Annotated in this window: 20 protein-coding genes; 8 read left to right on the top strand and 12 right to left on the bottom strand. The window is 64.9% G+C overall.

The window, feature by feature from the left end; all coding sequences use genetic code 11:
• Positions 1-43: 43 nt before the first annotated feature.
• The 3 genes from ABFE16_09430 to ABFE16_09440 form a co-directional block, all read right to left on the bottom strand.
• Positions 44-1,342, bottom strand: a complete 1,299-nt coding sequence (locus ABFE16_09430; protein ID MEN6345519.1) for a redoxin domain-containing protein — start codon at positions 1,340-1,342, stop codon at positions 44-46.
• A 96-nt stretch (positions 1,343-1,438) separates the two neighbouring features.
• Complete coding sequence (locus tag ABFE16_09435) at positions 1,439-2,443, bottom strand: NAD-dependent epimerase/dehydratase family protein (protein MEN6345520.1); 1,005 nt, start codon at positions 2,441-2,443, stop codon at positions 1,439-1,441.
• 2 nt (positions 2,444-2,445) lie between these two features.
• Entirely contained in the window at positions 2,446-3,450 is a 1,005-nt protein-coding gene (locus ABFE16_09440) for a Gfo/Idh/MocA family oxidoreductase (protein MEN6345521.1), read from the bottom strand.
• Between the two features lie 273 nt (positions 3,451-3,723).
• Here ABFE16_09440 and ABFE16_09445 point away from each other — a divergent pair, with 273 nt between their 5' ends.
• The 5 genes from ABFE16_09445 to ABFE16_09465 all read left to right on the top strand — a co-directional run bounded on the left by ABFE16_09445 (position 3,724) and on the right by ABFE16_09465 (position 10,057).
• Positions 3,724-5,049 carry a hypothetical protein gene (locus ABFE16_09445; protein ID MEN6345522.1) on the top strand — a complete coding sequence of 442 codons (1,326 nt, stop codon included), beginning with the start codon at positions 3,724-3,726 and terminating at the stop codon, positions 5,047-5,049.
• An 83-nt stretch (positions 5,050-5,132) separates the two neighbouring features.
• A complete protein-coding gene (locus ABFE16_09450) occupies positions 5,133-6,392 on the top strand; it encodes a Gfo/Idh/MocA family oxidoreductase (protein MEN6345523.1) in 1,260 nt (419 codons plus the stop codon).
• 90 nt (positions 6,393-6,482) lie between these two features.
• Positions 6,483-8,075: an amidohydrolase family protein gene (locus ABFE16_09455; protein ID MEN6345524.1), complete on the top strand. Its 1,593-nt coding sequence runs from the start codon at positions 6,483-6,485 to the stop codon at positions 8,073-8,075.
• Positions 8,076-8,145: 70 nt separating this feature from the next.
• Positions 8,146-9,489: a neutral/alkaline non-lysosomal ceramidase N-terminal domain-containing protein gene (locus tag ABFE16_09460; GenBank protein MEN6345525.1), complete on the top strand. Its 1,344-nt coding sequence runs from the start codon at positions 8,146-8,148 to the stop codon at positions 9,487-9,489.
• Between the two features lie 187 nt (positions 9,490-9,676).
• The gene (locus tag ABFE16_09465) at positions 9,677-10,057 is read left to right on the top strand and encodes a response regulator (GenBank protein ID MEN6345526.1); all 381 of its coding nucleotides are present in this window, start codon (positions 9,677-9,679) and stop codon (positions 10,055-10,057) included.
• Positions 10,058-10,125: 68 nt separating this feature from the next.
• On the opposite strand, the gene ABFE16_09470 is transcribed toward ABFE16_09465, so the two are convergent.
• Entirely contained in the window at positions 10,126-12,861 is a 2,736-nt protein-coding gene (locus ABFE16_09470) for a hypothetical protein (protein MEN6345527.1), read from the bottom strand.
• Positions 12,862-13,103: 242 nt separating this feature from the next.
• On the opposite strand from ABFE16_09470, the gene ABFE16_09475 reads away from it, so the two are divergent.
• Entirely contained in the window at positions 13,104-13,895 is a 792-nt protein-coding gene (locus tag ABFE16_09475) for a Nif3-like dinuclear metal center hexameric protein (protein ID MEN6345528.1), read from the top strand.
• Between the two features lie 45 nt (positions 13,896-13,940).
• Here ABFE16_09475 and ABFE16_09480 read toward each other — a convergent pair whose 3' ends face one another.
• Positions 13,941-15,170 (bottom strand): hypothetical protein, encoded by a 1,230-nt coding sequence (locus ABFE16_09480; protein MEN6345529.1) that lies wholly within the window; start codon positions 15,168-15,170, stop codon positions 13,941-13,943.
• Between the two features lie 169 nt (positions 15,171-15,339).
• Here ABFE16_09480 and ABFE16_09485 point away from each other — a divergent pair, with 169 nt between their 5' ends.
• Entirely contained in the window at positions 15,340-16,044 is a 705-nt protein-coding gene (locus ABFE16_09485) for a glycerophosphodiester phosphodiesterase family protein (protein ID MEN6345530.1), read from the top strand.
• A gap of 104 nt (positions 16,045-16,148) precedes the next feature.
• Here ABFE16_09485 and ABFE16_09490 read toward each other — a convergent pair whose 3' ends face one another.
• Positions 16,149-17,600: a catalase gene (locus tag ABFE16_09490; protein ID MEN6345531.1), complete on the bottom strand. Its 1,452-nt coding sequence runs from the start codon at positions 17,598-17,600 to the stop codon at positions 16,149-16,151.
• A gap of 25 nt (positions 17,601-17,625) precedes the next feature.
• Positions 17,626-18,084, bottom strand: a complete 459-nt coding sequence (locus tag ABFE16_09495) for a Fur family transcriptional regulator (GenBank protein ID MEN6345532.1) — start codon at positions 18,082-18,084, stop codon at positions 17,626-17,628.
• A gap of 264 nt (positions 18,085-18,348) precedes the next feature.
• Between ABFE16_09495 and ABFE16_09500 the strand changes: the two genes are divergently transcribed.
• Entirely contained in the window at positions 18,349-19,569 is a 1,221-nt protein-coding gene (locus ABFE16_09500; protein MEN6345533.1) for a hypothetical protein, read from the top strand.
• Positions 19,570-19,610: 41 nt separating this feature from the next.
• On the opposite strand, the gene ABFE16_09505 is transcribed toward ABFE16_09500, so the two are convergent.
• From ABFE16_09505 to ABFE16_09525, 5 genes are all read right to left on the bottom strand, one after another.
• Complete coding sequence (locus ABFE16_09505; GenBank protein ID MEN6345534.1) at positions 19,611-20,435, bottom strand: sugar phosphate isomerase/epimerase family protein; 825 nt, start codon at positions 20,433-20,435, stop codon at positions 19,611-19,613.
• A 65-nt stretch (positions 20,436-20,500) separates the two neighbouring features.
• Entirely contained in the window at positions 20,501-21,478 is a 978-nt protein-coding gene (locus tag ABFE16_09510; GenBank protein MEN6345535.1) for a carbohydrate-binding family 9-like protein, read from the bottom strand.
• 61 nt (positions 21,479-21,539) lie between these two features.
• On the bottom strand, positions 21,540-22,706 hold the full coding sequence (locus ABFE16_09515) for a hypothetical protein (protein ID MEN6345536.1): 1,167 nt from the start codon (positions 22,704-22,706) through the stop codon (positions 21,540-21,542).
• A 52-nt stretch (positions 22,707-22,758) separates the two neighbouring features.
• On the bottom strand, positions 22,759-26,343 hold the full coding sequence (locus tag ABFE16_09520) for a beta-galactosidase (GenBank protein ID MEN6345537.1): 3,585 nt from the start codon (positions 26,341-26,343) through the stop codon (positions 22,759-22,761).
• 137 nt (positions 26,344-26,480) lie between these two features.
• The coding region (locus ABFE16_09525) for a hypothetical protein (GenBank protein ID MEN6345538.1) at positions 26,481-26,927 on the bottom strand (447 nt) is incomplete at its 5' end.

The raw sequence follows: 26,927 nt of genomic DNA on the forward strand, positions 1-26,927 counted from the left end.
GGAAGTGCTCCACGGCAGCAGAGCTTGAGATCACTGTCCTGCGTTAGTGAGCCAGGAGGCCCTGCATCCACTCCCTCACAACGGGGTACTGACTGGCAGGGAAGGCATGCCCCACCCCCGGCATCTCATGAACCGTTGCCTGTGCACCGGCGGCGGTCGCAGTGTCGGCAATCTCGTGGACGCGCTTGATCGACGCGACGCTGCCGGCCATCAGGAGAAGGGGCTTGCCCTTGATGAGGTCGAAGTGCTGCGTGCGGCCGCCACCCTCCACCATGAAGAAGGCAGAGAACCGGCGCGCGATCTCGCCGTCAGACTGGTCGATCAGCTCGCCGGTCATGTGCGCGCCGTTGGAGAAACCGCCGAGGAAACGATGGGCAGGATCGAGATTGGGGACGAGCTCCTCAAGCTTGTCGAGCATGCGCTTGTACAGTGGCCAGGCGAACTTGCCGTCGGCGTCGCGGATGATCAGGGCCGGAGGGGTGTTCGCCGGCGCTGAGGGATCAATGCTCTCCTTGAAGAGCGGGAGAGACACGCAGACGAAGTCCTGCTCCTGGGTGAGTGCCCGCGCCACGCTGGGATTGGAGGCATCGCCACCGTCGCCGCCGTTCAGAGCGATGAGGAGTGGGTGCTTGCGCTGCGGGTCATAGTTGCGGGGCAGGAAGACCGTCATCGCGGCCGGCACGTTCGTCTTGCTCATGAGGGCGTGCAGCGTCGGCGGCATGTCCGGGAACTTGATCGTGAAGCTGGCACCGGGCACCAGGCGAGGTGCAGTCTCGACGACCGGCACACCGGGAGCAGGCGTCACGATCCCGGCATCTCCGAGCATCCTGATCAGGTCCGTGCCCTGCGTCTGGGCAGTGGCGGTCTTGTTGACGGACAGCAGCGTGCCCTTGGCGTCGATGAGGAAGGTCCAGCGTTCGGAGCGGCCGTCCGGCCGGAGACAGCCGTAGGAGCGTGCCACTGCGCTGTTCGCATCAGCCAGGACCGGGAAGCCGTACTTGCCGGCCTGACCAAAGGCGACCGTGACGCCAAGTGGAGCGGTGCTGCAGCCGAAGACCTGGACCTTGTCGGTGGGCAGACTGGCCATCGCCGCCTGTAGCGCGGCGCACTGGATCTTGGCCCCTTCACTTCCGGCGCGAGGGAACCAGCACAGCGCAACAGCCTTCGTGCCGAGGAACTGGGAGAGCTGGTACTCCTTGCCGTCGGAGGCCTGGAGCTTGAAGTCGGGGGCCTTGTCTCCGGGCTTGAGGTTCACCTTCATGGCGGGTTGTGCGACACTCAGCACGACAGGCAGCAGTAGAGCCAGAGCAACCAAAGCGACGGACCGGGCCGAAGTCCTCATCTGTCTTCCTCCTGGTGCAGGGAATGGGCAGGGCTTGCCTGGGGACACATAAGCATGAAGACGTTACGGTTAACCCTCCGGTTCGGCGCAGGCCCCTCAGTCGCGGTACTTTTCGGCGATCTCATCCATCTTCTGGTCGAACCACTCGTGCACCACCTGGAACTCGGGGTGGTCGTAGTAGAACCGAATCGTGCGTGCGATTCCTTCCGGGAAGTGGGTCGTGCAGACGAACTCGGGCACCAGTGTCCGGATCTTGCTGCTGTCGTAGACGCCGTTGCGGGAGAAGGAGATGAGCTTCTCGCCGAAGTCGCCGCCTAGCTCAAAGCCGAGGTCATGGGCCGGAACGTGGCACAGGATGGGCTTGCGGCCAAGGGCGTCGCCGACCATCTCGGCCACCCGATTCCAGGTGAAGCACTCGTCGGAGGTGATGTGGAAGGCCTCGCCCAGAGCACCGGGATTGCCGAAGAGCCCGACGAAGGCCTTGGCGAAGTCCTCGGTGTGGGTGACGGTGCACAGCGCAGTGCCGTCGTCGTGCATCAGGAGGGGCTTGCCCTGCAGGATGCGGCTGGCGATGGTCCAGGAGTGGGTCTGGTGGCCCGGCCCCACCGGATGGAGGATGCGGAGGTTGTTGTAGGTGAAGGCCGGACGGACGATGGTGTAGTCGAGGCCACTGCTCTCGTGCTCGGCCTGGAGACGGCGCTCGCAGAGGATCTTGTTTCGGCCATAGGACCAGACCGTGTTGCCGACCATCGTCCTGGCCTCGGTGATGACCTCGGTGCAGGACTTGGTCCGGTAGACTGCTCCGGAGGAGATGAAGAGGTACTGGCCGCAGCGGCCTCGGAACAGATTGAGGTTGCTTTCCAGTTGGTCGACGCCGTAGGAGAGGAAGTCGGCCACCACGTCGAAGGTCAGCCCTTCGAGCTTGGTTCGGAGCTCCTCAGGTCGGGAGATGTCCCCCTGGATGCAATGTGCCCCGTCGGGGACGAAGCAGGGACGGTTGCCACGGTTCACCAGGTACAACTCAAGGCTGGGCTTGCGGGCGGCGAGGGCAGCGATGTCGCCGCTCAGGCAGCCGGTTCCACCAAGCAACAGGACTCTCATGATCACATCTCCCAGGATACCGGCTCGGTCTTGCCGCTCTCCAGGGAGCGGAAGATAGCGTCGGTGATGACTTCGGTCTTGACGGCGCTCTCCAGGCTGCAGACCGGCGGGCGTCCGGTCAGGAGGGCATCGACGTAGTCCTCGATCATTGGCAGGTGCCAGTTCTCCGCTGTGTGGGCCTCGAAGCTCTCGGTGCCTGCGCTGGTGATCTTGACCACGGGCCCGTTGCCATGCGGCGGCCATGCGGGCCAGTAGAGGCGTCCCTTCGAGCCGAAGACTTCCAGCTCATGGCGCGTGCCCGGTGAGGCGCAGTTGAAGATCAGGGTGAACATCTGCCCAGCAGGGAACCGCAGAATCACCGTGGCAAGCTCCTCGACATCGTTCATGACCTCGGGGTGGAGGATGCTGCCCTGGGCCATCGCAGATACCGGCATCCCGAAGAAGTGGTGGGCGATGTCGATGAGGTAGAAGCCGAGTTCCTTGATGCGGCTGAGACCAAGCGCCTGACTGATAGGCGCCCTGGCGGGGTTGTAGAAGGGCGTCGAGTAGATGGCCCAGCCGCCGACCAACTCGCCGATCTGCCCCTCCTGCAGCATGGCCTCGGTGAGCTTGTACTGCTCGGAGAGGCGGCGGTAGTTGGAGCAGCTCGTTACGCGGTCGGAAGCGCGAGCGGCCTCCAGGAGCTTGAGACACTCGGCGCCGTTGAGCCCCAGCGGCTTCTCACACAGAAGATGCTTGCCGGCCTGAAGCGCGGCCAGGCTCAGCTCGATGTGCGTTCTCTGCGGCGTGGCGAGGTAGACGGCGTCGGCCCCACTCTCGGCCAGTGCCTGAGCGTAGTCCGTGTAGACGGTGTTCACCCCGAGCGCCTGGGCCAGTTTTGTAGCACGTTCCTCGTCGAGGTCGCAGATCGCGACCACCTCCGAGCGTGGTACCGCAACCAGCGCGGGACCTGCCCGCCTGGTAGCGATGTCGCCCGCACCGACAAGCAGCCATTTCACCGTGGTCATCCTGTCACTACCTGCCCTTCTGAGGTGTGACCCTTGCTCCCTCCCGGATGCCCAGAACCTCTGGTGCACCGGACGCCCCCAGACCTCGTGGGAGTGTGCGCGTCTTGGTGCCCAGAATCCTCCTTCTCGGGTACGGCGGACAAAGGGGCGTCAAGTTCGGTGGAGGTTTCCCGGGGGCGGTGCAGAAACCCGTGGAGCGTAGCAGGTGATCTATCACGCAGGAGGTTGGCTCGGAGCCGACCTCACGCGATATCCACCTTCTGGGAGGCCCTTATGTCCACGCTCGTCGCCGGTGCCGCCGAGTCCATCATCACCCCGCCGCTGGGAACGAACCTCGCAGGCTACTTCCATCCACGGGTATCCGAGGGCGTCATCTCCGACCTCAAGGCCAAGGCGGTGATTGCGGGCGAGGGCACCGAGGCGGTCGGGATCATCGCCTGCGACCTCATCGGCATCCCGGAGGAGATCGTCAAGGCCGCCCGCGAGATCTTCCAGGCAGCGACCGGAATCGACGGCAACCGGGTGCTCATCTGCGGGACCCACACCCACACCGGGCCGGAGACTCGCAAGGGACGCCTGATCCCGACCAATGACGACTACCTAACGGAACTGCCGAAACTGATCGCGCAGGCCGGGATTGACGCGGCGAACAACCGCCGGGCCTGCGTGCTCTCCATGGCGACAGACCACGAGGAAGGACTGGCCTACAACCGGCGCTTCCGCATGCGCGACGGATCGGAGCAATTCGGGCCGGGCAACGACCTTGAGAACCTGGCGGGCTCGGCCGGACCGACGGATCCGCAGATGGGTGTGCTGACCTTTGCTGAAGAGGGCCAGGACCCCTTCGCGCTGATCGTCAACTACTCCCTGCACATCGACGTGACGGGCGGCAACCTCATCTCAGCCGACTACCCGGCGGTGATGACGGAGGTTCTGCGCGGCGTGTACGGTCCGGACACGATCATGCTCTTCGTCAACGGCGCCTGCGGCAACATCAACCACGTGCCCTACCTGAAAAAGTACCCGTGGCCGCTGAAGGGCGTCGCGAAGTCCCGGCAGGTCGGTCGCGCTCTTGGCGGCAAGGCGCTGTGCATTGCCGAGAAGCGCATCCCCAGCAAGGACCAGACGGTGGACGTCATCCAGGAGATCCTCGACGTGCCCTTCTACAAGTGGGATGACGTGCTGGAGCAGCGTGTGGCCGTCGCGAAGTCCAAGGCGGAGCCCAACTTCTTCGAGCAGGCGCTGCTGGAGCGTATCGAGGGCTGGACCGGCGAAGGCAGCCGCCCCGTGGAGACGCAGGTGGTCCGGTTCGGGGACGCCGTGTTCTGCTCTGCGCCCGGTGAGCTCTTCGTCGAGTGGGGCTTCGAGATCAAGAAGTGGTCGCCCTTCGCCTACACCTTCATCGCCGAACTCGCCAATGACAGCGTGGGGTACATCCCGACCTACGAGGCCTTCCGTCGCGGCGGATATGAAGCGACGCCGGTTGTCAGCGTGAAGCTCACGCAGGCCCTGGGGCAGATGGTGGCCGATGCCGACTTCCGCTCGTGCCAGAAGCTCTGGGCACAGAAGGCTGAGAAGTCAGAGGGCAAGGGCGAATAGGACGTCACGGGCATCCGATCCAACCTGAAGGCACTCCCAGACCCGGCCGGCAGGTCGGAGGTCTGGTAACCGGAGGCACAGCTATGGCCAAGCGCGCCAGCAAGCCGGTTCGCGTCGGCGTGTATGGTATCGGACGTGGGCGCTCCTTCGCGGAACAGGCCACTGCGATGGAGGGCGTCAAACTGGCGGCCATCTGCGAGCAGCGCGACCAGGCTTTGCAGGACTTCCTCAAGACGCATCCAGGCGTGACGGGCTACACGGACTACGCCAGGATGCTGGAGCACGATCTTGACGCGGTGGTGCTCGCCAACTACTGCACTGAGCATGCCCCGGCAGCGATTCTGGCGCTCCAGGCAGGACTGCACGTGCAGAGCGAGAACATCGCCATCAAGACCATGGGCGAGGCGGTTGACCTAGTCCGGGCGGTCGAGGCCAGCGGCAAGATCTACATGTACGCGGAGAACTGCGCGTACATGAACTTCGCCCAGGAGATGGCGTACCTGTATCAGAAGGGCGAGATCGGCGAGTTCCGCTATGGGGAAGGGGAGTACGTTCACCCGGTCTCGCGCGACACCAAGATCAGCCTTGCCCCGACCTTCGAGCACTGGCGCAACTGGATCCCGGCGACCTACTACTGCACTCACGCGATGGGCCCGATCATGTACGTGACCGGGCTGCGACCGGTGAAGGTGAGTGGCTTCGTGATGCCCTGGGATCCGGAAACCCCATCCTGCAGCGAGAGCTACGGCCGGAATGACCTGGGCTCGGTGCTCATGGTGCAGATGGAGAACGGCGCGTACACCAAGCTCCTGCTGGGTGGGCTGCAAAAGCACCTTCTGTGGTACCGCATCTACGGCCACAAGGGCGAGATGGAGAACTCACGGATGGACTACCAGCAGTTGCTGGTTCACAAGGAGCCCTGGAACAAGCAGCCCGGGGAGCCGAGCGACCTGATCTACCGGCCGGAGTTCCGGCGCTTCCATGATCTCGCCCTTCGCAGCGGCCACGGTGGAGCGGACTTCTTCATGCTTCAGGAGTTCGTCGACGCGATCCGCACGCACACCCAACCCTACCTGGATGTCTACCGGGGACTGCAGATGAGCTGCCTGGGCATCCTCGCGTACAAGAGCGCCCTGGAGGGCAACGTAGCCATCGACGTACCGAGCTTCCACTGCGACGCCGAGCTGAAGCCCTACGAGGGCGACAACTGGTCCTGCGATCCGGCCGATGCCGGACCGGGTCAGCCCTGGCCCAGCATCCTGGGAGAGATCAAGAAGCCGAAGCGTCTGCGAGACAAGGTTGCGAAGCGTGCGAAGGAGCTGCGGCCAGACTGGGACCTATAGCGACTGAGCAGTTGTTCGGGAGCGGACGCGTGAGAGTGCGGATAGAGATGGATTGCCCTTCTTTCGGCGAGAGCCTGGAGGCCTCTGGCAATGCCCAACATCACCTACTTTGACGCCACCTGTTACCTGGGGAACTGGCTGCGCACGCTGCCCGGCCAGCCGAACACACCTGAGAAGCTGCTGGCCGCCATGGACCATTTCGGCATCCACGAAGCCATGGTCGTGGACACGGTTAGCATGGCAACCAATCCGAGGGCGGGCAACAAGCGCATCCTCGAAAGGGTGCGTGACTACCCGCGTCTTCACCCGGCCTGGACCACGCTCCTCACCCACGCCCGCGAGATGCCTGCTCCTCGCGATCTGGTGGCCCAGATGCGGGAAGAGGGCGTGGCTGCGCTGTACCTGTTCTACAAGCACTTCGACCTGCCGCTGGAGAGCTTTGCGGTCGATGACCTGTGTGCGGCCCTTGAGGCGCAGCGCGTCCCGCTGTTCCTGTGCCCAAACAGCCTCTATGTCGGCGGAACCGACCGGAGCGACTGGCGCAACCTCGTCCGCATCTGCCAGACCTTCCCGAACCTGCCGGTGGTAGTGACCGAGGAGCGCATCTACGCGGGCCAGCGCCCCCTGACGGAAGCGATGGCGGCTTGCCCGAACCTGATTCTCGACATCTCCAGTGTCTGGCTGCACAAGAAGATCGAGTTCATCTGCCGCGAACTCGGAGCGGAGCGCATGGTCTGGGGCTCGCAGATGCCCACACGGACGCCCGGCTCGCCGCTGATGCAGCTCAACTACTCCGATATCAGCGAAGACGAACTCGCACTGATCGCCGGCGGCAACCTGCGCCGACTGCTCTCCTGGAACCCCAAGATCGAGTTCGTGGAGAACGTGGAGTTCCCGCCGCCGGAGGACAAGCTCCACAAGGCGGTGCGAGAGCGTCTGCCCCTGCGTGGTGAAGGGTTCTATGACTGCCACGGTCACATCGGCTGGACCAGCCCGCACCATATCGTCCATGAGACGCCCGAGGGGCTCGTCGCCGAGATGGACAAGTTCGGCGTCAAGGCCGGTTGCGTCTTCTGCCTGCAGATTGTCGGCGATCCGCCCTTCGGTAACGACGAAGTCAAGACAATGGTCGATCAGTTCCCGGACCGCTTCGTGCCCTTCACCTTCGTGAACCCCTTCAGCGGTGAGGAGGCAATGCTGGAGGAGCTACAGCGCGGTCTGGACCTGGGCTTCCAGGGCGTCAAGCTGATGCTCAATGCCTACAACAGTTGTAGCTCGGACAGCCCACTGGTCGAGGTGCCCTGTCGCTTCGCCCACGAGCACAAGCAGTTCATCCTCAGCCACTCCTGGGGCAGCCCCGAGCGGATGGAGTACCTGTGCAAGACGTACCCCGATGCGCTCTTCATCGCCGGGCACTCCTACGGGACCTACGGGGAGTTGTGCAAGGAGATCGACAACCTGTACATCTGCACCTGCCCCTTCCTGAACTGGGGGCAAACCGAGGCCTATGTGAAGCTGTACGGCGCAGACCGCATCCTCTTCGGGAGCGACCTGACCGACCTGCCGATTGGCTGGGGGATGGGACAGATTCTGTACGCCCGCATCTCGGAAGAGGACAAGCGCAAGATCCTCGGCGGCAACCTGAAGCGGCTTATGGACCAGTACGGGATTCACCCGCGATGAGAATGGGACGCACTGCCGGACTTGCCTGGAGAGGCTTCTGCCGAACCTGAGGGAGAGAAGGAAAGGCACTATGCGAATTGGCTTTGCGAAGAAGGACATTACCCCGCGCGTCGGCGTCGAGATGGCCGGTTTTGGCCCCTTCCTCAACCGCCGCTCGATGGCGATTCGCGACCGTCTCTGGTCTCGTGCGATGGCCGTGGAGAAGGGCGGAAAGACGTGGGTGCTGATCAGCAATGACCTGATCAACCTCCGCCTCGAGCAGACCCACCGGATCCGCGAGTACGTCTGCGCCGGTTCGGGCCTCCCACCCGAGGCGGTCATGGTCCACTGCATCCACACTCACAGCGGACCCGCCACGAGTCTCATGCATGGCTGGGGACAGCCGGACTTGCCCTATCTCGAGACCTTGCCGCGCAAGATCGCCGCTTCCGCTCTGGCCGCTCTTGCCAACCTCCAGGAGGCGACGCTGCATCATGCGGAAGTCCCCTGCGAAGGCATCGGCCTGAACCGCGAGTACGACAAGGATGCACCTCCCCTGGAGGAGGTACTGGAGGAGACCTGGCGTCCGGCCCATCCTGAGCTGACCGATACGACTTGCCATGTCCTGGTCGCGCGTGCTGCCGACGACCCCGGCAAGGTACTTGGTTTCGCGAGCTACTTCGGCTGTCACCCAGTCGTGTGCTGCCAGCAGACCCACTACCTGCACGGCGACTATGCCGGAGTGGCGACGAACCTGCTGGAGCGCGAGCATCTCGGTTCGGTCGGACTGTTCCTCCAGGGCGCGCAGGGCGACGTCAACTCCTGCGTGGTCCACAAGCCGGAGCCGGAGTCGCTGCTGGCCCTCGATGTCATCGCCGGTCGCTACGCCCGTGCGGTGCGTAAGGGCATCACTGAGGCAAAGCAGATCGAGGTCGACCAGATCGGGTGCGCCCTGCACGAGGTTACCTTCACCCGGCGCCTGCTCACTCGGGAGGAGATGGTGGCTCGCCTGTCAGAGCAGGAGGCGATCCTGCATGCTCCCGGTGCAAGTGACGAGGCTTTCGAGGTGCGTATGGCGATGGTCTTTGCCGAGGCCTACCGGAAGCTAATCCGCGAGCTTGACCTGGGCGAGAACCTGCAGCCGCCGACGGAAATGCAGGGCTTGCGACTGGGGCCCGTTTCGCTGCTGGGCGGTCCCTTTGAGACCTTCCAGGCGATCAAGAACGACGTGAGGGCTTCCGCGCAGGCGCCGATCCCCCTGGTCCTGGGGCTCACGAACGATAGTCTGGGGTACGCTCCAGACAAGACCGTAGCCGCTCGTGGTGGCTACGCAGCGGATAACGTGCCGCTGATGCTGGGCAGTCTGGCCTTCGCGAGGGCCCATGAGGAGCTGGTGCGCGAACTACTGGCACTGGACGCCGAACTGAACGGCTGATCGCTGAGGGAGCACAGGAGGCCTGTGCCCTGGCGGTTCGTGGCGACGTTTGCTGCATGCTTGCGCTGGGAAAACTCGGGCCATCGAAAGGCGCCCGTGCCGGTGTGTCGCTGGGTTCTCGGAGGCGGCACTGCGTACGGGTACGTGGCCTGTCTGACTGGCCCGACCTCAAGGGTGGTGGGAAAGGATGGCCAACAAGCTTGTCCTGGTGATCGAGGATGAGCGGCCGAATGCGAGGCTGCTTTCCCTTCTCGTAGAGCGCTGCGGTGTCGGAGCCGCGATCGCTCATGACGGCAAGGAGGGTCTGGAGATGATCCGGGCCCACCGGCCGGACCTCGTCCTCCTCGACATGGTGATGCCGATCATGCGGGGCGAGGAACTGCTGTCGATCCTGCGTGCCGATCCCGAACTGCGCCAGGTGCCGGTGATCATCATCAGCACTCTGGAGAACCTCGGGGCAGGTGAGGCCGCCGAGCTACCTCACCTGCGCAAGCCCTTCGACCCGCTGGAAGTCATGCGGATGATCCGCCAGGCGCTGAACCTGGAGGACAAGGGCACCTCCGAGTAAGGGGCTGTCCTGAGGCGGCACGAGTCCCTCGTGCGCTCCGGGCGGCCACGAGCAGGAGCCACAACGCCCTAGGGCACCGGGCCCCAGCGGAACAGACCGTTGCCGCCAGTGCCCGCGTAGAGCCGCTGCGGGTTGACCGGGTCGACGACAAGAGTATGCACACGCAGGTTCGAGAGGCCTGTGCGCGGGAAAGGCACCCAGGTCTTCCCGTAGTCGCGAGAGACGTATACACCACGACCGTTGTCCACGTTGTAGGACTCATTGGCGAGTGCCGCGTAGAGCACCCCTGGACGCGAGGGATCGGCGGCAAGACAGGTCACGTAGGTGCGCCAGCCCTCCGCGCCGTCAGGGCGACCCGGACCCTTCGCGAAGGCGTCCTGGCTCACGGCCGTCCAGGTCTCCCCCGCATCGGTAGAATAGTAGAAGGCGTTCGGGTAGTCCACGCCCGAGTAGTTGCGGTTCCCGGCATAGACGCGCCGGGGATCCGTGGGGTCGACGATCAGGCACTGGGCCTCAACGTCGGGCTTCGTAATGCGCCAGTGTTCGCCGCCATCCTCACTGACCGCCAGGTACCCCTTCACGCGCTGCCGGGTGTCGGGGTGGTAGTGCGCGCCGGCCGCGAGGTAGAGGCGCCGGGGATTGCGCGGATCGAGCGCGATCTGCTTGATCATCCGGGAGTCGCCGGGCAGGCCGGTCGAGCTGTCCTTCCAGGTCAGGCCGCCATCGGTGCTGCGATAGACGCCATACTCCGTGACCCCGGCGTAGAGCGTGCGACCGGTACGCGGGCTCGTGGGGTCGAGCACCAGAGTGAAGACGCCGCCCGGTGGCAGGCCGCTCAGGGCGTGACCGACCAGACGGAAACTGCGGCCGCCGTCGATGCTCTGGTAGATCCGCTGCTGGTCGTAGTTGCGGCCCACCGAGATCCATATGACCTGGGGCAGGTCCGGGTCAACCAGCGCCGCACCCATGCGGCCGAAGTCGCAGTTCGTCCCACTGACGACCCGGGCGAAGGACTGCCCACCATCGTCGGTGCGCCAGGTATGCAGGTCCCAGTATCCCGCGAAGAAGGTGCGCGGCGCTGAGGGGTCGATGGCCACCGCCTGCGGGCCACCCATGCACAGAGTCTCGCAGCCCCTGCCGCGCCAGGTGGCGGGCTGGTCGGGTGCTGCCGGGAGCACCTTGTCGGCGATGGCTGACTCCCAGCTTCGGCCGCCATCAAGGGTCTGGAGGATGTCGATGTCGTCGCAGATCATCACGCGACGCGGGTCTCGGGGATCGACCGCCAGACCCGTTCCGGTTGCATGGGCGTAGGCCCAGGACCAGCGACTGCCCCGACCAGGGCTGAAGGGACGCCAGTTGGTGCCGCTATTGTCGGTCACGTACAGCCCGGAGTGATTGTTGAAGGCCAGGTAGAAGCGTCCCGGAGTCCCGGGATCGGCTACCAGTCGCCAGGCGGCCCTGTCGGCGGGAAGGCCCTGGTTGCTCGGGGTCCAGGTCAGGCCGCCATTGCTGGAGCGCAGTACCCCTCCACGGTTCTCTGGCCCGTCTTGGTAACTCAGCAGCATGGTGTCGGGCTGGTCTGAGTGAAAGGCGAGAAAGCACAGGCGGTAACCCTCGGGCACCGGCAGAGGCGTCCAGGTTGCTCCGCGGTCGTCACTGCGGCAGAGGGCAGAGGGAGTGGTCGCCAGGAGGACCTGGGGCGCTGTTGGGTGTTGGTGCAGCGAGAGGACCGAGGCGGCCCTGGTGTCTGCCCCCAGCGGCAGAGCGACGACCCGCCAGTGCTCGCCACCGTCCTCGCTGAGCAGGACACGTCCACCTTCCGTCTCACTCCCCAGGGCACCGTAGCCGCGCTCGTGACCGATTCCGGCCCACACGCGCTGCGCGTTGGTGCGGTCGATGAGCAGCGCGCTCACGGGCACATCCTGCGCGAAGGTCCGTAGGGGCGGCAGGCCGGTGAGGAGCATCCGCCAGGTGTCGCCGCCGTCAGCGGACTTCGCCGGGCCGCCGTTCGTGCCGAGGTAGATCGTGCGTGGGTCAGTTGGGTCGAAGGTCACGCAGTTGACGTAGGTGTTCGCGAGACCCTCGTTGCGAATCTCCCAGGTGCGTCCGTGGTCGCGACTGCGATAGACGCCGCCTACATCGCCACCGATGAAGCACGTCCCGTCGTGGGGAGAGATAGCGATGTCGCGGAACCAGCCTCCACCGCCGGGGCCGAGGTTCACCCAGCGCTGCTCGGTCGACGCGGGCTCGATCGGCGTTAGTGGAAGTGGCCGGCGCGCTGCGGGGCCGGGCTGCAGTTCGGCGGCCACTTCGGTGCACGACTGGAACTCGAGGCGCCGCAGGTAGAAGCGAATCTCCTCCCCGGCGCAGTAGGGTGCCCAGAAGGTCAGGCGCAGGCCGGTGACGGCGGTCGGGAGACCGGAAGGCATGTCGGAGAGGAGTACCTCGCGAAGGCACCAGGTGGGCGGGAAAAGCAGGTCGGGCTCATAGGTGCAACTGGTGCCCTCGGCGCCTGCGAACTCCGTCTGCGAGACGCAGAAGTAGGTCTGCGTGCTCTCGTCGGCGCGGGCTTCGAGGACGAAGCGCTCCTTGCCGGTCGTCACCAGAGGCTCACGGAAGTGAAGGGTGGCGCCGCCCAGGGGTCCATCACCCATGCGGAGGGTGACCACAACCGCATCGCCGTCAGTGGCGACCGTGCCTGCCGGTCGGACAAGGCATTGCCCCGGATCGACAAGCTGTGAGACCGGCATGGCAACCGCAGGAACCGCCGCGATCAGGGCGGCACACCAACACCACCTGCTCATCCCGTTTCCTCCTCCAGACACGTTGAGGGCGCTGTCAGCGGTGCGACAGAAGCCTCCTAGGCCCCGATAGCCGCCGGAGTCCCTTTCGGCGTGACATGGGTCGTCTCCTGTGCGGCAGAGCGGGCATCAACCCGACAGGTCTCTCGGAGGGGACGGGGAATAGGTCTGGGGTGCTGAGGGACAGAAGGTTCTTGGCGAGGGCTGCAGCACCTCAACCGACGACCATACCAGGAGGGCTCCCCATGACCGTTCAGGACTTCGACGGCTTCCTGCACAACCTTGACCCCCAGGCACGCGGGGACAACAGTCCCGATGGCCTGAAGTGGGGCGACCCGACGATGCCTGTGCGGGCGGTCGGAACGACCTGGATGGCGTCGATGGCTGTCCTGGAGCAGGCGGCCGCCAAGGCTATCAACCTCATCGTCGCCCATGAGCCGACCTTCTGGTACCACGGCACGCCGGCGAACCCCGAACTGGAGCTTTGCCGCCGGCACGAGGTGGACCTGTCCTTCAAGACGAGCTTCCTCGAGGAGCACGGCATCGCGATCCTCCGTGCGCACAACTGCTGGGACGGCTATCCCGTGTATGGCATTGAAGCCTGTCTGCGCGCGCAATTGGAGCTACCGGACCCGGTGAGCACGCTGTCGAGCTTCTTCCACCTCTACGAGGTTCAGCCGACCACTCTCGGTGCCCTGGCCCAGCACTGCAAGACGAAGATGGGGATGCCTGCGGTGCGGTTCTGCGGTGACCCGGAGAAGGCCGTCGAGCGACTCGTCATGGCCTTCGGGGCCTCAAGCAGTGCGGCACAATACTACCGCTTCTGGCGCGAGGGTGTGGACGTGGTGATCACCGGGGAGCAGTGCGAGTGGGCGGACATCCGGCCAGCCCATGACCTGGGGCTGGGCGTCATCGAACTGGGGCACTCGAACACCGAGGCCGCCGGGATGGAGGGTCTGGCGCGACTCCTGCGCGAGCACTTCCCCGGACTCCCGATCGAGCACCTTCCGACGGGGGACTCCTTCCGGTACGCGTAGGCCTTGGCGGCTGTCTACCTGTGCGCCGGGATGGTGCGGGCAGGATTACCCGAAGCGCTTCTTCGCGCTCTCAAGGGCCTGCAGCGAAGGGGCTTGCAGACAGGCCTGGGCTCTGGCTGCATCGCCGCTTGCGAGGGCCTTGCGAGCGGCTGCCTCCTGTTGCAGGCGGTAGCTCTCGCTCTCCTGCTCGAGGGTCGCTGCCTCCTGTACCGACACGGGGCGTCTGCAGTAATCGTACACACTGCCGTCCAGGTAGCGAAGGGGCGTCTCGGTCTGACCCATGTACATCGGGAAGTAGGCGGTGCGGTTCGCCGGCCCCAAGGCCGCCCAGGCGCAACTGAAGGTCTCGGGGTTCTCCGGGTCGATGACGACCGTCAGCGAGGAGCAGTTGCTCGGCACGCAGACACCCGGCAGTCGCGAGGCCTCGTTGAAGACCGCCGGCGTCAGCTTTCCCTCGTGAGACGCAAACAGCTCAGCCAGTCCCTTCCGCTCTACTGTCCAGACCACACCCTTCTCGGCACGTTGCTCGACGGTGACCTCCTCATGGGTGTTCAGGACCGTCATCGCGGTGCCCAGACGGTCGGCGAAGGTCCAGCGTGTGCGGATCTTGCCGCCCGCATAGAACCCCTGCTCCGTCATCCTGCGCACGAGGTCAAGGGCCTCGTCGCAGGTGGTCGCCGTCTCTGCGATCAGACGCAGCCCGTAGGGGTTCATCGCGCCACGGTAGCGTGGTCGTGGCTCCTCGCCGGCCTGGTCGGCCGATCCGGCAAGCCCGGCAGCGTTCACCATCATCATGACGCCCAGGTCGGAGGTGTCGCCGACGCCGAGGAAGGGCAACACTTCGCTGCGTAGGCCAAGGGTGTGCTTGCGGTAGAAGGCCTGGCGACGCAGGACGTTGTCGCGGTTCTTGTGGAGGAGCGGACGTCCGTCGAGAGTGGCGCTGCCGACGGCTGCATAGGAAGTGCACTCCTCGCAGAACAACAGACCGCGGTACTTCCCCGCCATGAAGGCCCGGTGGAGGGCAAGGTCAAGGCCGGCCGCCCTGGCCACGGCGTCTGCCTCAACCAGCCAATGCGGTGCCCACTCGGCGACCATGTCGCAGTAGGGCCCCGAGCGGCGGATCAGGGCCTCCTCGTCCAGGCCATGCTCCGAGAGTGCCACCTGGAGGAACTGATCCAGGTGGGTGCGCAGGTCCGGGCCGTTGATCTCGCCCCAGAGGCGACCTAGCTCGTCAGGTGTTCCCGTCAGGTTCACAGTGGCACGGTCGTCGGCCATGGTGGTATCCTCGGAAGGAATCGAGTCATCTCGGGCTTCGGTGCGACCGCGGGTCCTTCGCCTTCGGTTCGGCGGGTCCTCCCCTCAAGGCCCGATAGAGACGAAGGATTGCCCGGCGCCGTCGCCGAAGTTGCTATCCATCGTCATCCCTTGTCCAAGGAGAACCCTCATGCAACCGGAACTAATGGCTCACCGTGGTAACTCCGGCCTCGCACCGGAGAACACTCTTGCCGCCTTCGCCAAGGCCATCGAGACCAAGTCGAAATGGGTCGAACTCGACGTGCACCTCACCGCCGACGGCGAAGTCGTCGTCATGCACGACGCGAAGGTCGACCGGACCACCAACGGCACCGGCGCCATCGCGGACCTCACCTTCGCCCAGATCAGGGCGCTCGACGCCGGGAGCTGGTTCGGCCCGGAGTTCGCGGGCGAGAAGGTCCCGACGCTGGCCGAAGTCGTCGACCTGCTCCGCGGCCGTCTTCGCATCAACGTGGAGATCAAGTCGGCCGCCGATCCGGAAAGCTCGCGCAAGGTGGTCGAGATCCTGCGCAAGGGCGGCGTGCTCGAACAGAGCATGATCTCCTCCTTCGGTCTCCAGGCTGTGCTCGAAGTGCGCAAGTACTGGGACGACCCGATGCTGGCGCTGATCACCGGCAAGATCGAGGACCTGCAGACCACCATCGACAACGGCCTGCAGTACTTCAACATCGAGTACCACCCGGTGGATGGCGCACTCATCGAGAAGGCCCATGCGGCCGGAGTCGGCGTCAATGTCTGGACGGTCGATGACCCGGCTCTGTGGCCGCACTTTGCCAAGCTCGGCGCCGACATCCTCACCAGCAACCAGCCGCACCTGATGCCGGTGGAGGGATAGCGTCAACCAGCGTCCACCTTCGCGACCTTGAGACAAGACACGAGGGCCGGTCACTTCGGTAGTGGGCGGCCCTCGTTGGGTTCTGGGGATGTGCCGACCGGTATCTACTGGGGCACTTCTTCTAGCGGAATACTCAGGGCTTTTGCGACGCCCTGACCATAGGCCGGGTCAGCCTTGAGGCAGTTGCCGATGTGACGGACCTTCACCTCGTGGGGCGCATCGCCCATCGCCCGCCCCGTGTTGCCAAAGAGCGCCTTTTGCTGCTCGGGGCTCATCAGGCGGAAGAGCAGACCGGGCTGGCTGTAGTAATCCTCGTCCTCCCGGTGGCTCCAGCGACCGGCGGCTCCCTCCAGGTCCAGCGGTGGCTCGGCAGACTCCGGCTGCTCCTGCCACTCGCCGTAGCTGTTGGGCTCGTAGCCGAGGGCACTGCCGTAGTTGCCGTCGACACGCATTGCCCCGTCACGGTGGTAACTGTGGAAGGGACAGCGAGAGCGGTTTACCGGAATCAGGTGATGGTTGACGCCGAGCCGATAGCGCTGGGCGTCACCATAGGAGAACAGCCGCCCCTGGAGCATCTTGTCCGGTGAGAACCCGATCCCGGGCACTATGCCGGCGGGATTGAAAGCCGACTGCTCGACCTCGGCGAAGTAGTTCTCGGGATTACGGTTCAGCTCCAGTACCCCCACCTCGATCAGCGGGTAGTCTTTGTGGAACCAGACCTTGGTGAGGTCGAAGGGGTTGTAGGAGCAGTTGGCGGCTTCCTTCTCGGGCATGACCTGGACGTACATCGTCCAGCGAGGGAAGTCGCCCTTGTCGATGCTCTCCAGCAGGTCGCGCTGGTGGCTCTCCCGGTCCTTGCCGATGAGTGCCTCGGCCTCTTCGTCGGTGAGGTTCTTGATGCCCTGTTGGGTGCGGAAGTGGAACTTGCACCACCAGCGCTCGTTGGCAGGGCTGATGAAGCTGAAAGTGTGGCTACCGAAGCCGTGCATGTGGCGGTAGGTGGCGGGGATGCCCCGGTCGCTCATCGTGATCGTGACCTGGTGGAGGGCCTCGGGCAGCGAGGTCCAGAAGTCCCAGTTGTTGCGAGTGCTGCGCAGGTTGGTTCGCGGATCCCGCTTGACAGCGTGGTTGAGGTCGGGGAACTTCAGAGGATCGCGCAGGAAGAAGACCGGGGTGTTGTTGCCGACAAGATCCCAGTTGCCCTGATCGGTGTAGAACTTGATGGCGAAGCCCCGGATATCTCTCTCCGCATCGGCCGCGCCACGCTCGCCGGCCACTGTCGAGAAGCGCACAAACAGTTCCGTCTTCTTGCCGATCCCAGCAAAGATGCTCGCCTTGGTGTAGCGGGTAATGTCATGGGTGACGGTGAAGACCCCGTAGGCACCGGAGCCCTTGGCGTGCATGCGGCGCTCGGGGATGACTTCGCGGTCGAAGTGGGCGAGCTTCTCCAGGAACCAGGTGTCCTGGAGAAGCCCCGGGCCACGCGGGCCGGCCGTCATAAGGTTCTGGTTGTCGGGGACTGGCGCTCCGGCATTGGTGGTCAGCTTCTTGTCCATGTCGCCTCCTCTTCGGTCGTGTCCGTCATGGTGGGGCCGTCTTGCCTGCACGTGTCCGGGATAGGCCGCGAACCTCAACCTGCGTCTTCTCGACGACGCCGAGCCGCCTCACGGAGTCAGGGAGTGGAAGCTGATCCAGTTCCTCGCAGTAGAAGTCACCTGCCTTTCCGCACCTGATGCATACGAAGTGGTGGTGAGGCCTCATGCTGGCATCAAACCGGTGTCTCTCGCAGTGGACGCCGAGAGTCGTGACCAGTCCCAGGTCGGTGAAGAGCCAGAGGGTTCGGTAGACGGTATCGAGGGAGATGTCGGGAAGGCGCTTCCGCACTCCGCGGAAGACGGCCTCGGCATCCGGAGGCTCTGTCGAGCCGACGACCTCACGCAAGACTTCGAGGCGCTGTGGCGTCAGTCGTATGCCCCTGGCCTTGAGCGTCTCCCAAAGCTGCGCCAGACGGTGTTGGAGTTCCTGCCGTTGGTCGGCCATGGGGCCTATCGCTTCCAGTTAGGAAGGTTTCCTAAGTAGCAACAGTATCACTATTACTAGCCTTCAGATCAAGCGCCAGGCTTGCCGAGACCTCTCTGAGCGAAGCAGTGAACGTACCTCCCTGGGTTCTGGCATGTGACCAACCGGGATCGACGCATGAACTCACACCTTAGGCTGCTCGTCGAAGGGCATACTGCTTTGGCGAGCGAGGGCGCGATCCCACGGTTATTCGGCAAAGAGCTGCTCCGCTTACGGGAGGCCCCCATGAGGAACGCGACCGGTACCCTTCAGGTGTGGGCGAGATGGACTCTGGCTGTCACGGTTGTCGCGATGGCCGTGCAGACTCATACTGCTCGAGCCGCCGAGAGCGGTGGCGGATTCACGACCTATGACTACTCGGAGATGGATGAGGGGCAGCAGAAGGCTGTGCGGCTGGCGATACCGGCCGGCCTCGAGACGATCCGCGGCCTGTTGGTGAACACCAATGCAGCCGGCGGCGATACGCGGGATTACTACAGCGTTCCCTACCGAAAGGCCTTCGCCTCGCTTCATGGGCTTGCCTTCGTGGGTGCCAGGGCCTTCAACTCGCATCTCGGTTCCGTGACGGTGCTCGAGCATGCCCTCAGCCGCGTCGCCGTCGAGAGCGGGCACCCGGAGTTGCTGAACGTGCCCTTCGTTGCCTATGGGTTCTCGGCCGGTGCGGGGTTCGCCAACCGACTACTGAACACACTGCCGGAGCGGGTGATCGCCAGCGCCCCGCTGTCGACCGCAATGCGCATGGAGGTGCCGCCGGCGGCGCTGGAGGTGCCCGTGTGCATGTTCTCGGGCGAGCAGGAGGTTCCCCTGAAGGGCCTGCTGACTGGGACGATGGAGGCCCAGCGAGCACGAGGCGCACGCTGGGCCTGGGCGATCGTCGAGGGTCAGGGCCATCGCGAGGTCGACCAGGCGACCGTCGCCCTCCCCTTCCTCGACCATTGTATCCGCCTGCGCTACCCGGCAGACGCGGATCCTCGCCGTGGTCCCGTCGCACTCAAGCCTGTGTCCCTGGCTTCCGGTTGGTTGGCCGACAACACGAGTTGCCACAGCGACCTGACGAAGATCGCCCCGTATCAAGACCCCGGTGCTGCGGCAGCGACGACCAGTTGGCTCCCGGACGAGGACATCGCCTGGCTCTACCGAGCCTACGCGACCTTCGCACCGCGGCTGAAGCTCACGAATCCACCCTCGGGTGCAACCTGGGTTCTGAACCAGGGGGCGGGCCTGACGATCACCGCGGACGACTCCGCTCTGCCCGGATGGAAGCAGTTGGCGCTCTACGAGGGTGCTCGCAAGCTTGCGGAGATCAGCCAGGGCCCGGCGCGCTTTCCCTTGACCGACCTGCAGCCCGGCGTCCACAGCTACCTGGTCATGGCAACGGACGCGCAGGGCATCCAGCGTGCCTCGCGACCGGCGCTGGTGATCGTGACCAGCGCACCCAAGCAGTGAGACGGGGCTAAGGAGCGCTGCTCTGGGGAGGAGCAGAAGGGCTATCCCCTTGCCTGCCACTGGTCCTTGACCAGGCCTGATAGGCGCACTCGTTCAGGAACGATCTCCGCAGGTGCCACGGCGATCTCCAGTGTCCGGCCGCGGTCGTAGCCGTGAGCCTCCAGCAGCCCCAGATAGGCGTTGAAGTCGATGCAGCCCTCGCCGGGGATGTAGTGGTCCTTCCCCTTCGGGTCGACATCGTGCAGGTGAAGAGTGAACAGCTTGCCCGACTCGAGGCACGTCGAGAGCTCGTCCAGCAGGTTCAGGTGTGCCTGCTGCGAGTGGCCGATGTCCATGCACAGCCCCACATGCTCGCCGAGGCCGTCGATCATCTCCAGCACCGAAGCCATCGTCGAGGCCGGCCGGCCATCGCTCGGGAGGTTTTCGACGGCCATTCGAAGACCCGCCTCACCGGCTGCGTCGGCGAGGATCCTGAGGGCTTCCTTGACCCGCGCGGGCACAGCCGCCCAGGCTTCGTCATCCTTGCCGGCTCTGCCGCTCACGGGATGGATGATGATCTCGGGGACGCCGGAGGCCTGCATCAGCCGGAAGTAGCGGAAGTTCTCCTCGATGGAGGCCCGGCGCTCGTCATCGTCCGGGACGTCCAGGAATCGGCCCTTCTCGGGAGTGTGGACCGAGGGCACCGAAATGCCCGCGGCTGCGAGTTGATCGCAGAGCCGCACGGGGTCTTGCTCCCACTCGATCACGAGCGCTGCGCGGTCGGCGCTGAGTTCGGTCCTGGTGAAGCCCGAAGCGGATAGGAGGCGGATTGCCTCCTCCGTGGAGACGCGTTCGAGCAGCCAGCTTGAGAGTGCGTAGGTAGGCATGGGGCTTCCTTTCATGTTCGTGCGGCTCGCGCCGCCAAGGGTCACGGCGCAGAGACTGATGGGGTTCAGTTCTCCTCAAGGAGCTTGTGGATCAGGTAGTCGTATTTGACCTCATAGCTGTCTCGGTTCAGGGCCTCCAGTTTCACCAGCGCCGCACGCATGTCCAGGATGCTCGCGCGGTTCGCCTGACGGCTCATCTCCTCCAGACGTCGCCAGTCCGATAGCAGTGCTGCAGCCCGTCCGGCGTACTCGGCATCCTGGGCAGCCAACTCGAGCCCCTGGCGGTACTCGGAGAAGGCCTTGGCAGCCTGCGATACCTGCTTGAGCAGTGTGCGCCGGTAGGGGCTGTTGAGCTGCTCCGTCACCTTCTCCACCTCGGCGGTAGAGAGGCTGCTATCGTGAAAGACGATGGCGGCGAAGTTCTCGGGCTCGAGGAACCGCGCCTTCAGCGGGGCCCAGGAAGTGAACTTGTCGCCGCCGGACCGGGTGGTGAAGATGTTGCGGCACAGGTTGCCAGTCCACTTCACGCCCTCGGCTGCACGGCCACGGACGACGTCAAAGGGGATGAGCGCCTCGAGGCTGTAGGTGTCCTCGCCGATCTTCGCGGCCGCCCGCATCTTGGTGGTATCCGGATTGCCCTCGAAGCCTCCCCTGGCACCACCAGCAGTGACGGCAAACTGGTAGACCTCCGGTCGGCCCGCAGGCTGCAGGAAGATCTCGATCCCATCCTCGGCCCAGGTGTCGCCGCCGTCAAGGACTTTCGGTTTGAGCAGCTTCGCATCCGGCTCCTCGCAGAGGACACCGATGTAGAGCCCTTCCACCGTCCAGCACAACCGCGCCAGGGTCTGCTTGGTGTAGCTGTAGCCGTCGCCGAGGACGGAGAAGCCGGTGACTGCCGGGAGGCTTTGCCAGGCCGGATCGCCGGCTACCTCGCCGTCGATGACGGGCGTTACAGTCGGATGGTAACAGGGGTAGGTCGGAGCTGCAAGGGCCTGCCCCGCCGTCAAGGCCAGGAGCACGAGTACGATCCTGCGCGTCTTCATGACCGATCTCCTCCGGTCTTGGTAGCGACTACGGTCGTCGGCTCCGAGTTGCCTCACGCCGTCATGGAGTGGGCCGGTTCAGCAACGCGTAGATCTTCAGCTTCCAGAACAGGTCTTCGGAGCTGCGCAGCGTCGCGGCGAGCTCCGCCTCGGCCCGCCAGTCCCCGCCCTGTCCCTTTGCCGCCAGTTCCGCGACCTGCTTGAGCACCGCGTCGACCTTCGGCTTCAGGGCTACGCCATCCTCGGCGGCCTCGGCGAGCAGTTGCGTCGCCTCGGCCCTCATCGCCGCGAGGTCCAGTTCGCGAACCGCCTTCGGTCGGAAGTCCAGGCCCAGAAGCTCCGTCTGATCGCGGAGGCCTTTGGTCTGCAGATAGGCCTCGGCGTCGGCGTTAGTGGAGCCTGCGAGATCGTACAGCGCAAGTCGCAAGCTCCCAGCCTGCGGCTTGATGTCGAGGCTCGTCATGACTGCGTAGTCACCCACAGAGACCTTCCCGCCCTGGAGCGCCGACTGATCAAGGACGACGGCGCAGGGCCCTTCCCCTTCGCCCTTCGCCACGTCAAAGACCGTATCGTAGTACAGCAGCCACGGGTCCTCCGCGGGAGCAATCTGTAGCGTTCCGGGCTCCTTCGCGTCCGTGCGCGGCGACTTGACGTGCCGCTCACCACGCCGCTGCCGAGCAGAGGTGAAGAAGCTCGGGTAGCAGCGCAGCTTAACCGTCACGTTCTTCAGGGTCGCGCCCTGCCGGGGCTCCCACTTCAGCAAGCACAGGACATGGTTGGCGCCGGGAAGAAGGACCGTTCGCAGCGACACGTTGGCATCAGGATGGGCCCACAGGACCTGGAAGCCGCCACGATCGCCGCTCTCGGTCACACGCATCTCGGTGACGTTCTGGCGAACGACGTCCTTGCCGTTGATGTCGATGGTCAGGAAGCCGCTGTGATACCAGTTGCAGGCGCTCGGCGAAGGCATCCCGAAGTTGCCCTCAGAGGCCGGGTGCTCGCCCTGATGTGATGGGTCCTGACAGCCCGTGTACTTGAAGGCGTACTGGACCAGCGCGTTCTGCAGGCTCACCTGACGCGTCAGGACCTTGTGCCCCGGTGTGCACTCCCAGATGGCGGAACCGGTGCGTCCACCATCGTCGAAGGCGCCGACCTGTTCGGTCTGCGCCCAGACCGACACAGGCAGCAAGACCAGGAGCATCAGCAGCGGCTTTGGCAAGGCGTGCATGGCTCGTTCTCCCTTCCTGCAGTCAACGGCGAGTCTGCACAGCGCCCTGCCTCTACTGCACCCGCCAGCTCGCCTCGGAACTCAGGCGGCTGAAGGTCTCGGTGGCCCTGACGCGCCATTCGCCGGGAGCGTCGTTGTAGGCGACCGGGATCTTCACCTGCGCCTTCCCGCCCTCCAGGACTCTCACGTAGCGCCCCCAAAGCGGCTGGTCCTTAGTCGGAGTGAGGACCTCGACGTAGACCGCCTGCTTCTCCTCTGCCCCGGAGGGCACAGGAAGCGTGATCGTTGCCGTCACCGTCTGCCCGCGCTGCGGCGTTACGGAATCGACTGCCACCTGCAGGCCCGAGAGCCGGTAGGGAGAGGCCAGGTAGAAGGCGGCCCGGCCCCAGCGGAGTTTCGTTTCGAAGGACTTCGTGACGCCCAGATACTGCCCGCTGCGGAGGTCGTATACGTGGTACGGCTTGCGCAGCGTCACCTGCGCTGCCACCGGCTCACCGGCAGTTGTCCCGGCCTTGGGCGAGAACCAGGCGTTGCGCATCTGCCGCCACAGACCGAAGACCAGGGCATCGCCATTGCGCCAGACACGCGTCTCGGTTGCCACGAGCGGCTCACCCGTCGGCGAGGTCAGGGAGAGCAGCGGCTGCGTCCTGCCCAATCGGTACAGGGCCATGAGCAACTGCCGGACACCGGGGGTCTGCTGGTCCTCAGACCTGGGTGGCAGAAGCTGGAAGTTGAGCAGGATCGCCTGGCCCTTGCCGAAGTGGTTGAGGAGGCAGACGGGGGCATCGCCGGAGGTCGTGAGCGCCTTCGCGGCGTCGCCTCGGACGTCAGGATCGATCTTCGTCTGGAGCTTCACGTCGAGCTTCTCGGCTCCGAGCAGGCCCTTGAGCTCAAGGTCCGCCTGCTGTGCCTTCCCGCGGCCGACGCGGGTGATGCCGAACACGTCGTCCAGCAGCCCCTGGTCAACGGCCTTGAGGTGCCCGTCGAAGATGCCCGGGCGGACGTCGGCAATGACCGTGCCGCCGCTGCGCACGAAGTCCCGGATTGCCTGGGCCTCCTCCGGCTTCATGGCCTGGACCATCGGCAGGCACAGGACCTTGTACTCGCCGGTACTGAGAGCGCCCTTCGCCATCATCCCACTCGTGACGAAGCGGGCGTCCTGACCGATTTCATAGGTTAGTTGCAGCCATGTCTCGTGTGCCTGGGCGGGCTGCAGGTAGGTGCCGCTCTCCTCGATTCCGCCGGAGAGCGCCGAGGGCAAGGAGTAGAAGATGCCGATGCCGCTGTGGGACCACTGCGAGTGGAGCAGCAGATCGCCGAGGCCCTCGCGGACGGGCTTCATCTCGTTGAGGAAGTCGGCGGTGCAGTCGAAGTAGTCCATCGTCGGCGAGAGCACACCGCGCCAGGAGCCGATACCGTCCCACATCCAGTACCAGGAGCTGTCGAGACCCTTCATGACCATGCGCCAGGCGGCGTCGGCGAGGGCGTCGCCGGTCTTCGAGTAGCCCATCCAGTTCGACCGGATTTGCTCGCGCGAGGCCACCGACCGCACGAGGTCGTCGCCGATGCTCGGATAGGGACCGTAGAAGCCGTTGTAGCCGAGGATCTGATCGTAGTCGTCGCCGAAGCCGCCGGTACCCTCGAAGCCGGTGATGGCCTCGGGATCCATGGCCTTGTAGCGGTCGCCGAAGCGGCCGGAGAACTGCGCCAGGTTGTGCCGCGCGAAGGCCTCCCGATCGAACCAACGTGGTGGGCAGGTCCGCCTGGCCTGCACCTCCATGTTGTCCTTGTCGGAGAGCAGGTTGACCTCGTCGAAGGAGGTGTACTTCTCGCCCCAGGAGGCATTGAGCTTGTCGATGGTGCCATACTGCTCCTGCAGCCACTTACGGTAGGCGGCCAGGCAGTCGGGATGTACACAGCAGCCCTTCGTCACACCCTCATCGCCGAGCGAGTAGACGAACACGCCCTGCTTGCGCAGGTTGATCTGGTTGTCCACGATCTTTTGCACATACTCGCTCACGTTCGGCTCGTGGTTCCAGCACACCGGCTTCATGCTGCCGTCTTCGTTCTTGTCGTCGAGGATGCGAGTGCTGTAGGGGACCATCGAGGTGTCGCAGGCTCGCAGGACCGAAGGCTGCTGCGACAGGCTGAAGCTGGACATCAGGCAGGTGTTGTACCCGACCTCCTGCAGGTGCTTCCAGGCGTAGTAGCCCAGCACGTCGTTCGGCCCGTCCCACAGGACGAAGTTGAACTGCCCGTGGCGGCGCTTGGGCACCGTGAACTCGGCCACACGGGTCTCGACTTCGCCCGCGCCGTCGATCACAACCGCCTCAGCCCGCATCAGGATCGTGTCGGCGTCGGTGGCGGTGTAGCTGAAGGGGTAGTCGTTCTGGTTTGCGACCGGCTTGAGCTCCTGCTGACTGAGCACTCGGTCATAGGAGTCGCGGAAACGCAGGAGGAGGCGTGCTCCGGTCGGCAAGACACCGCGGGTGCTGACTACGCCGCGGATCGTGTCACCGCGCTCGATGAAGTCGGTCTGGGTGGTGACCCCGCCGATACCGAAGGGGCTCTGGATCGTGAGGAGTTGCGCCCCAGAAGTCTCCACGCCCTGGGCGCTCTTCACGAAGACATTCAGGTAGTAGTCGCCCGCACGGAGGCGAGGCAGGAGGACCGGCACGATCGCGGTCCCGTTGGCCTCGATCTTCTCGCTCAGCTTCCCCAGGTCACGGTCGAGGCCGTCGTCGGCGCGTCGCAGACTCACCTCGACGGTGACCGGCATCGTCTTCGTACTGGAGATCACGATGTCGCCGGGCAAGGCTTTGTCCTCGCGGCCCAGACGCACCGGATCGGCAGAGAGGATCGTCTTGAGGGTCACCGGGCTCTCCTTGCCGGCGGCCCACTGCACCGCGCGGCCAAGGGGAAGCATGCGGTAGTCGTACTCGGCGAGGTTGCGCCAGGTGAAGCGCCGGGAGGGGCTCAGCGCATGGGCGCTGTAGTTGAACCACACGCAGCGGCCCTTCCCGAGTTTGTAGGCCGTGATGTAGTCCTGGGGCTTCATGACGGAGTCGGGCTTCTCGCCGGGCAGGACCGGAAGGGCCTGGGTCAGGTAGTCCGGCGTCGGCTTGATCTGTCTCTTGGCGACCAGGTACTCATTGCCCGGCCCGATGCAGATCAGTCCGGCGCCTTCGGCCACTTGTTTGAGGAGGAGATACTGCATCTTCGCCGGGAGCTTGCCCAGCTCGAGTCCGGCGATGAGGATGACCTCATGGGTCTTTGCCAGCAGGCGTTCGGCGCGGTCCTCACCCATCTTGCCGCCATGGAAGGCCCACTTGCCGCCGGCGCTGTCGATGAGGGCACCCTCCGGTTCGATGTCGAAGCGCTGGCACAGCTCGAGGACTTCGCGGTAGCGGGTGCCGCACTCGGTCCAGTCCGGGCCGTACCCGCCACCATAGACGAAGAACAGCCCTCGGAGCTTGCCGCCACTGAAGGGCTGGCCCCAGTCGAGGTGTGGGGTGACGAACTTGGTCTGAAGTGCGAGATCGGATTCGACCTCCTCTGCCGTGGTCGCGGCAGAGACAAGGATCGGCCAAGCAACCAGAAGGACGAGCAGGAAGACGACGGCGGGCAAGGTGCGCATGTTCTTCCTCCAGCGTGTCTGTAACTGGTGTTGCCGATACCACGCGGATGTCGCGCAGGCTCAGACCGAGCGACCACCCCTTGACCTTCGGGGTCATTCCGGGGCCTTCGGGCGCCTGCTTGCTTTCTCGACGCCGGCTACTTCAGGGCGATCTCAGCTTCCCGGGCCACCTCGAAGTCCTTGCCAAACAGCCTGAGGTGCTTGTCGCCGAAGCCGTGGAAGACGCGAACCTTGCTGGACTGTGCGAGGGGCTTGCCGTCCAGGCTGCGGGCGGTGAAGAGCGTCGGTGTGGCGTAGTCGACCCCGTTGTAGCATGTCGCGCAGAAAGCGATGAAGCCTGGGCTCTCGACGACGAACCCGTAGGCCGGCACCTCATTGTCACCGATCTTCGCGGGCTTCTCGTAGGCGACGGTGACGGTGAGATCACCGAAGCGCGTGCGCTGCAGCAGACGGTCGGCGGTGAGGAACTCGTGGCTGTCGAGGGGTCGCTCGGCGGTGATGACGTTGAGCGGGCTGAGGACCTCCCAGACGTTCTTGATGACCCGGTCGGTGACGCACAGGTCCTCGCCCCAGCCGCCATCGCC

This window comes from Armatimonadia bacterium (assembly GCA_039679385.1).
In the GTDB taxonomy this organism is placed as follows: domain Bacteria; phylum Armatimonadota; class Zipacnadia; order Zipacnadales; family JABUFB01; genus JAJFTQ01.

Bases quoted from the DNA above. Each gene is read 5' to 3' on its own strand.
- ABFE16_09450 (MEN6345523.1), top strand. From the start codon at position 5,133: ATGGCCAAGCGCGCCAGCAAGCCGGTTCGCGTCGGCGTGTATGGTATC.
- ABFE16_09460 (MEN6345525.1), top strand. From the start codon at position 8,146: ATGCGAATTGGCTTTGCGAAGAAGGACATTACCCCGCGCGTCGGCGTC.
- ABFE16_09445 (MEN6345522.1), top strand. From the start codon at position 3,724: ATGTCCACGCTCGTCGCCGGTGCCGCCGAGTCCATCATCACCCCGCCG.
- ABFE16_09470 (MEN6345527.1), bottom strand. From the start codon at position 12,861: ATGAGCAGGTGGTGTTGGTGTGCCGCCCTGATCGCGGCGGTTCCTGCG.
- ABFE16_09510 (MEN6345535.1), bottom strand. From the start codon at position 21,478: ATGAAGACGCGCAGGATCGTACTCGTGCTCCTGGCCTTGACGGCGGGG.
- ABFE16_09515 (MEN6345536.1), bottom strand. From the start codon at position 22,706: ATGCACGCCTTGCCAAAGCCGCTGCTGATGCTCCTGGTCTTGCTGCCT.
- ABFE16_09505 (MEN6345534.1), bottom strand. From the start codon at position 20,435: ATGCCTACCTACGCACTCTCAAGCTGGCTGCTCGAACGCGTCTCCACG.
- ABFE16_09465 (MEN6345526.1), top strand. From the start codon at position 9,677: ATGGCCAACAAGCTTGTCCTGGTGATCGAGGATGAGCGGCCGAATGCG.
- ABFE16_09495 (MEN6345532.1), bottom strand. From the start codon at position 18,084: ATGGCCGACCAACGGCAGGAACTCCAACACCGTCTGGCGCAGCTTTGG.
- ABFE16_09490 (MEN6345531.1), bottom strand. From the start codon at position 17,600: ATGGACAAGAAGCTGACCACCAATGCCGGAGCGCCAGTCCCCGACAAC.
- ABFE16_09520 (MEN6345537.1), bottom strand. From the start codon at position 26,343: ATGCGCACCTTGCCCGCCGTCGTCTTCCTGCTCGTCCTTCTGGTTGCT.
- ABFE16_09500 (MEN6345533.1), top strand. From the start codon at position 18,349: ATGAGGAACGCGACCGGTACCCTTCAGGTGTGGGCGAGATGGACTCTG.
- ABFE16_09430 (MEN6345519.1), bottom strand. From the start codon at position 1,342: ATGAGGACTTCGGCCCGGTCCGTCGCTTTGGTTGCTCTGGCTCTACTG.
- ABFE16_09455 (MEN6345524.1), top strand. From the start codon at position 6,483: ATGCCCAACATCACCTACTTTGACGCCACCTGTTACCTGGGGAACTGG.
- ABFE16_09480 (MEN6345529.1), bottom strand. From the start codon at position 15,170: ATGGCCGACGACCGTGCCACTGTGAACCTGACGGGAACACCTGACGAG.
- ABFE16_09435 (MEN6345520.1), bottom strand. From the start codon at position 2,443: ATGAGAGTCCTGTTGCTTGGTGGAACCGGCTGCCTGAGCGGCGACATC.
- ABFE16_09475 (MEN6345528.1), top strand. From the start codon at position 13,104: ATGACCGTTCAGGACTTCGACGGCTTCCTGCACAACCTTGACCCCCAG.
- ABFE16_09485 (MEN6345530.1), top strand. From the start codon at position 15,340: ATGCAACCGGAACTAATGGCTCACCGTGGTAACTCCGGCCTCGCACCG.
- ABFE16_09440 (MEN6345521.1), bottom strand. From the start codon at position 3,450: ATGACCACGGTGAAATGGCTGCTTGTCGGTGCGGGCGACATCGCTACC.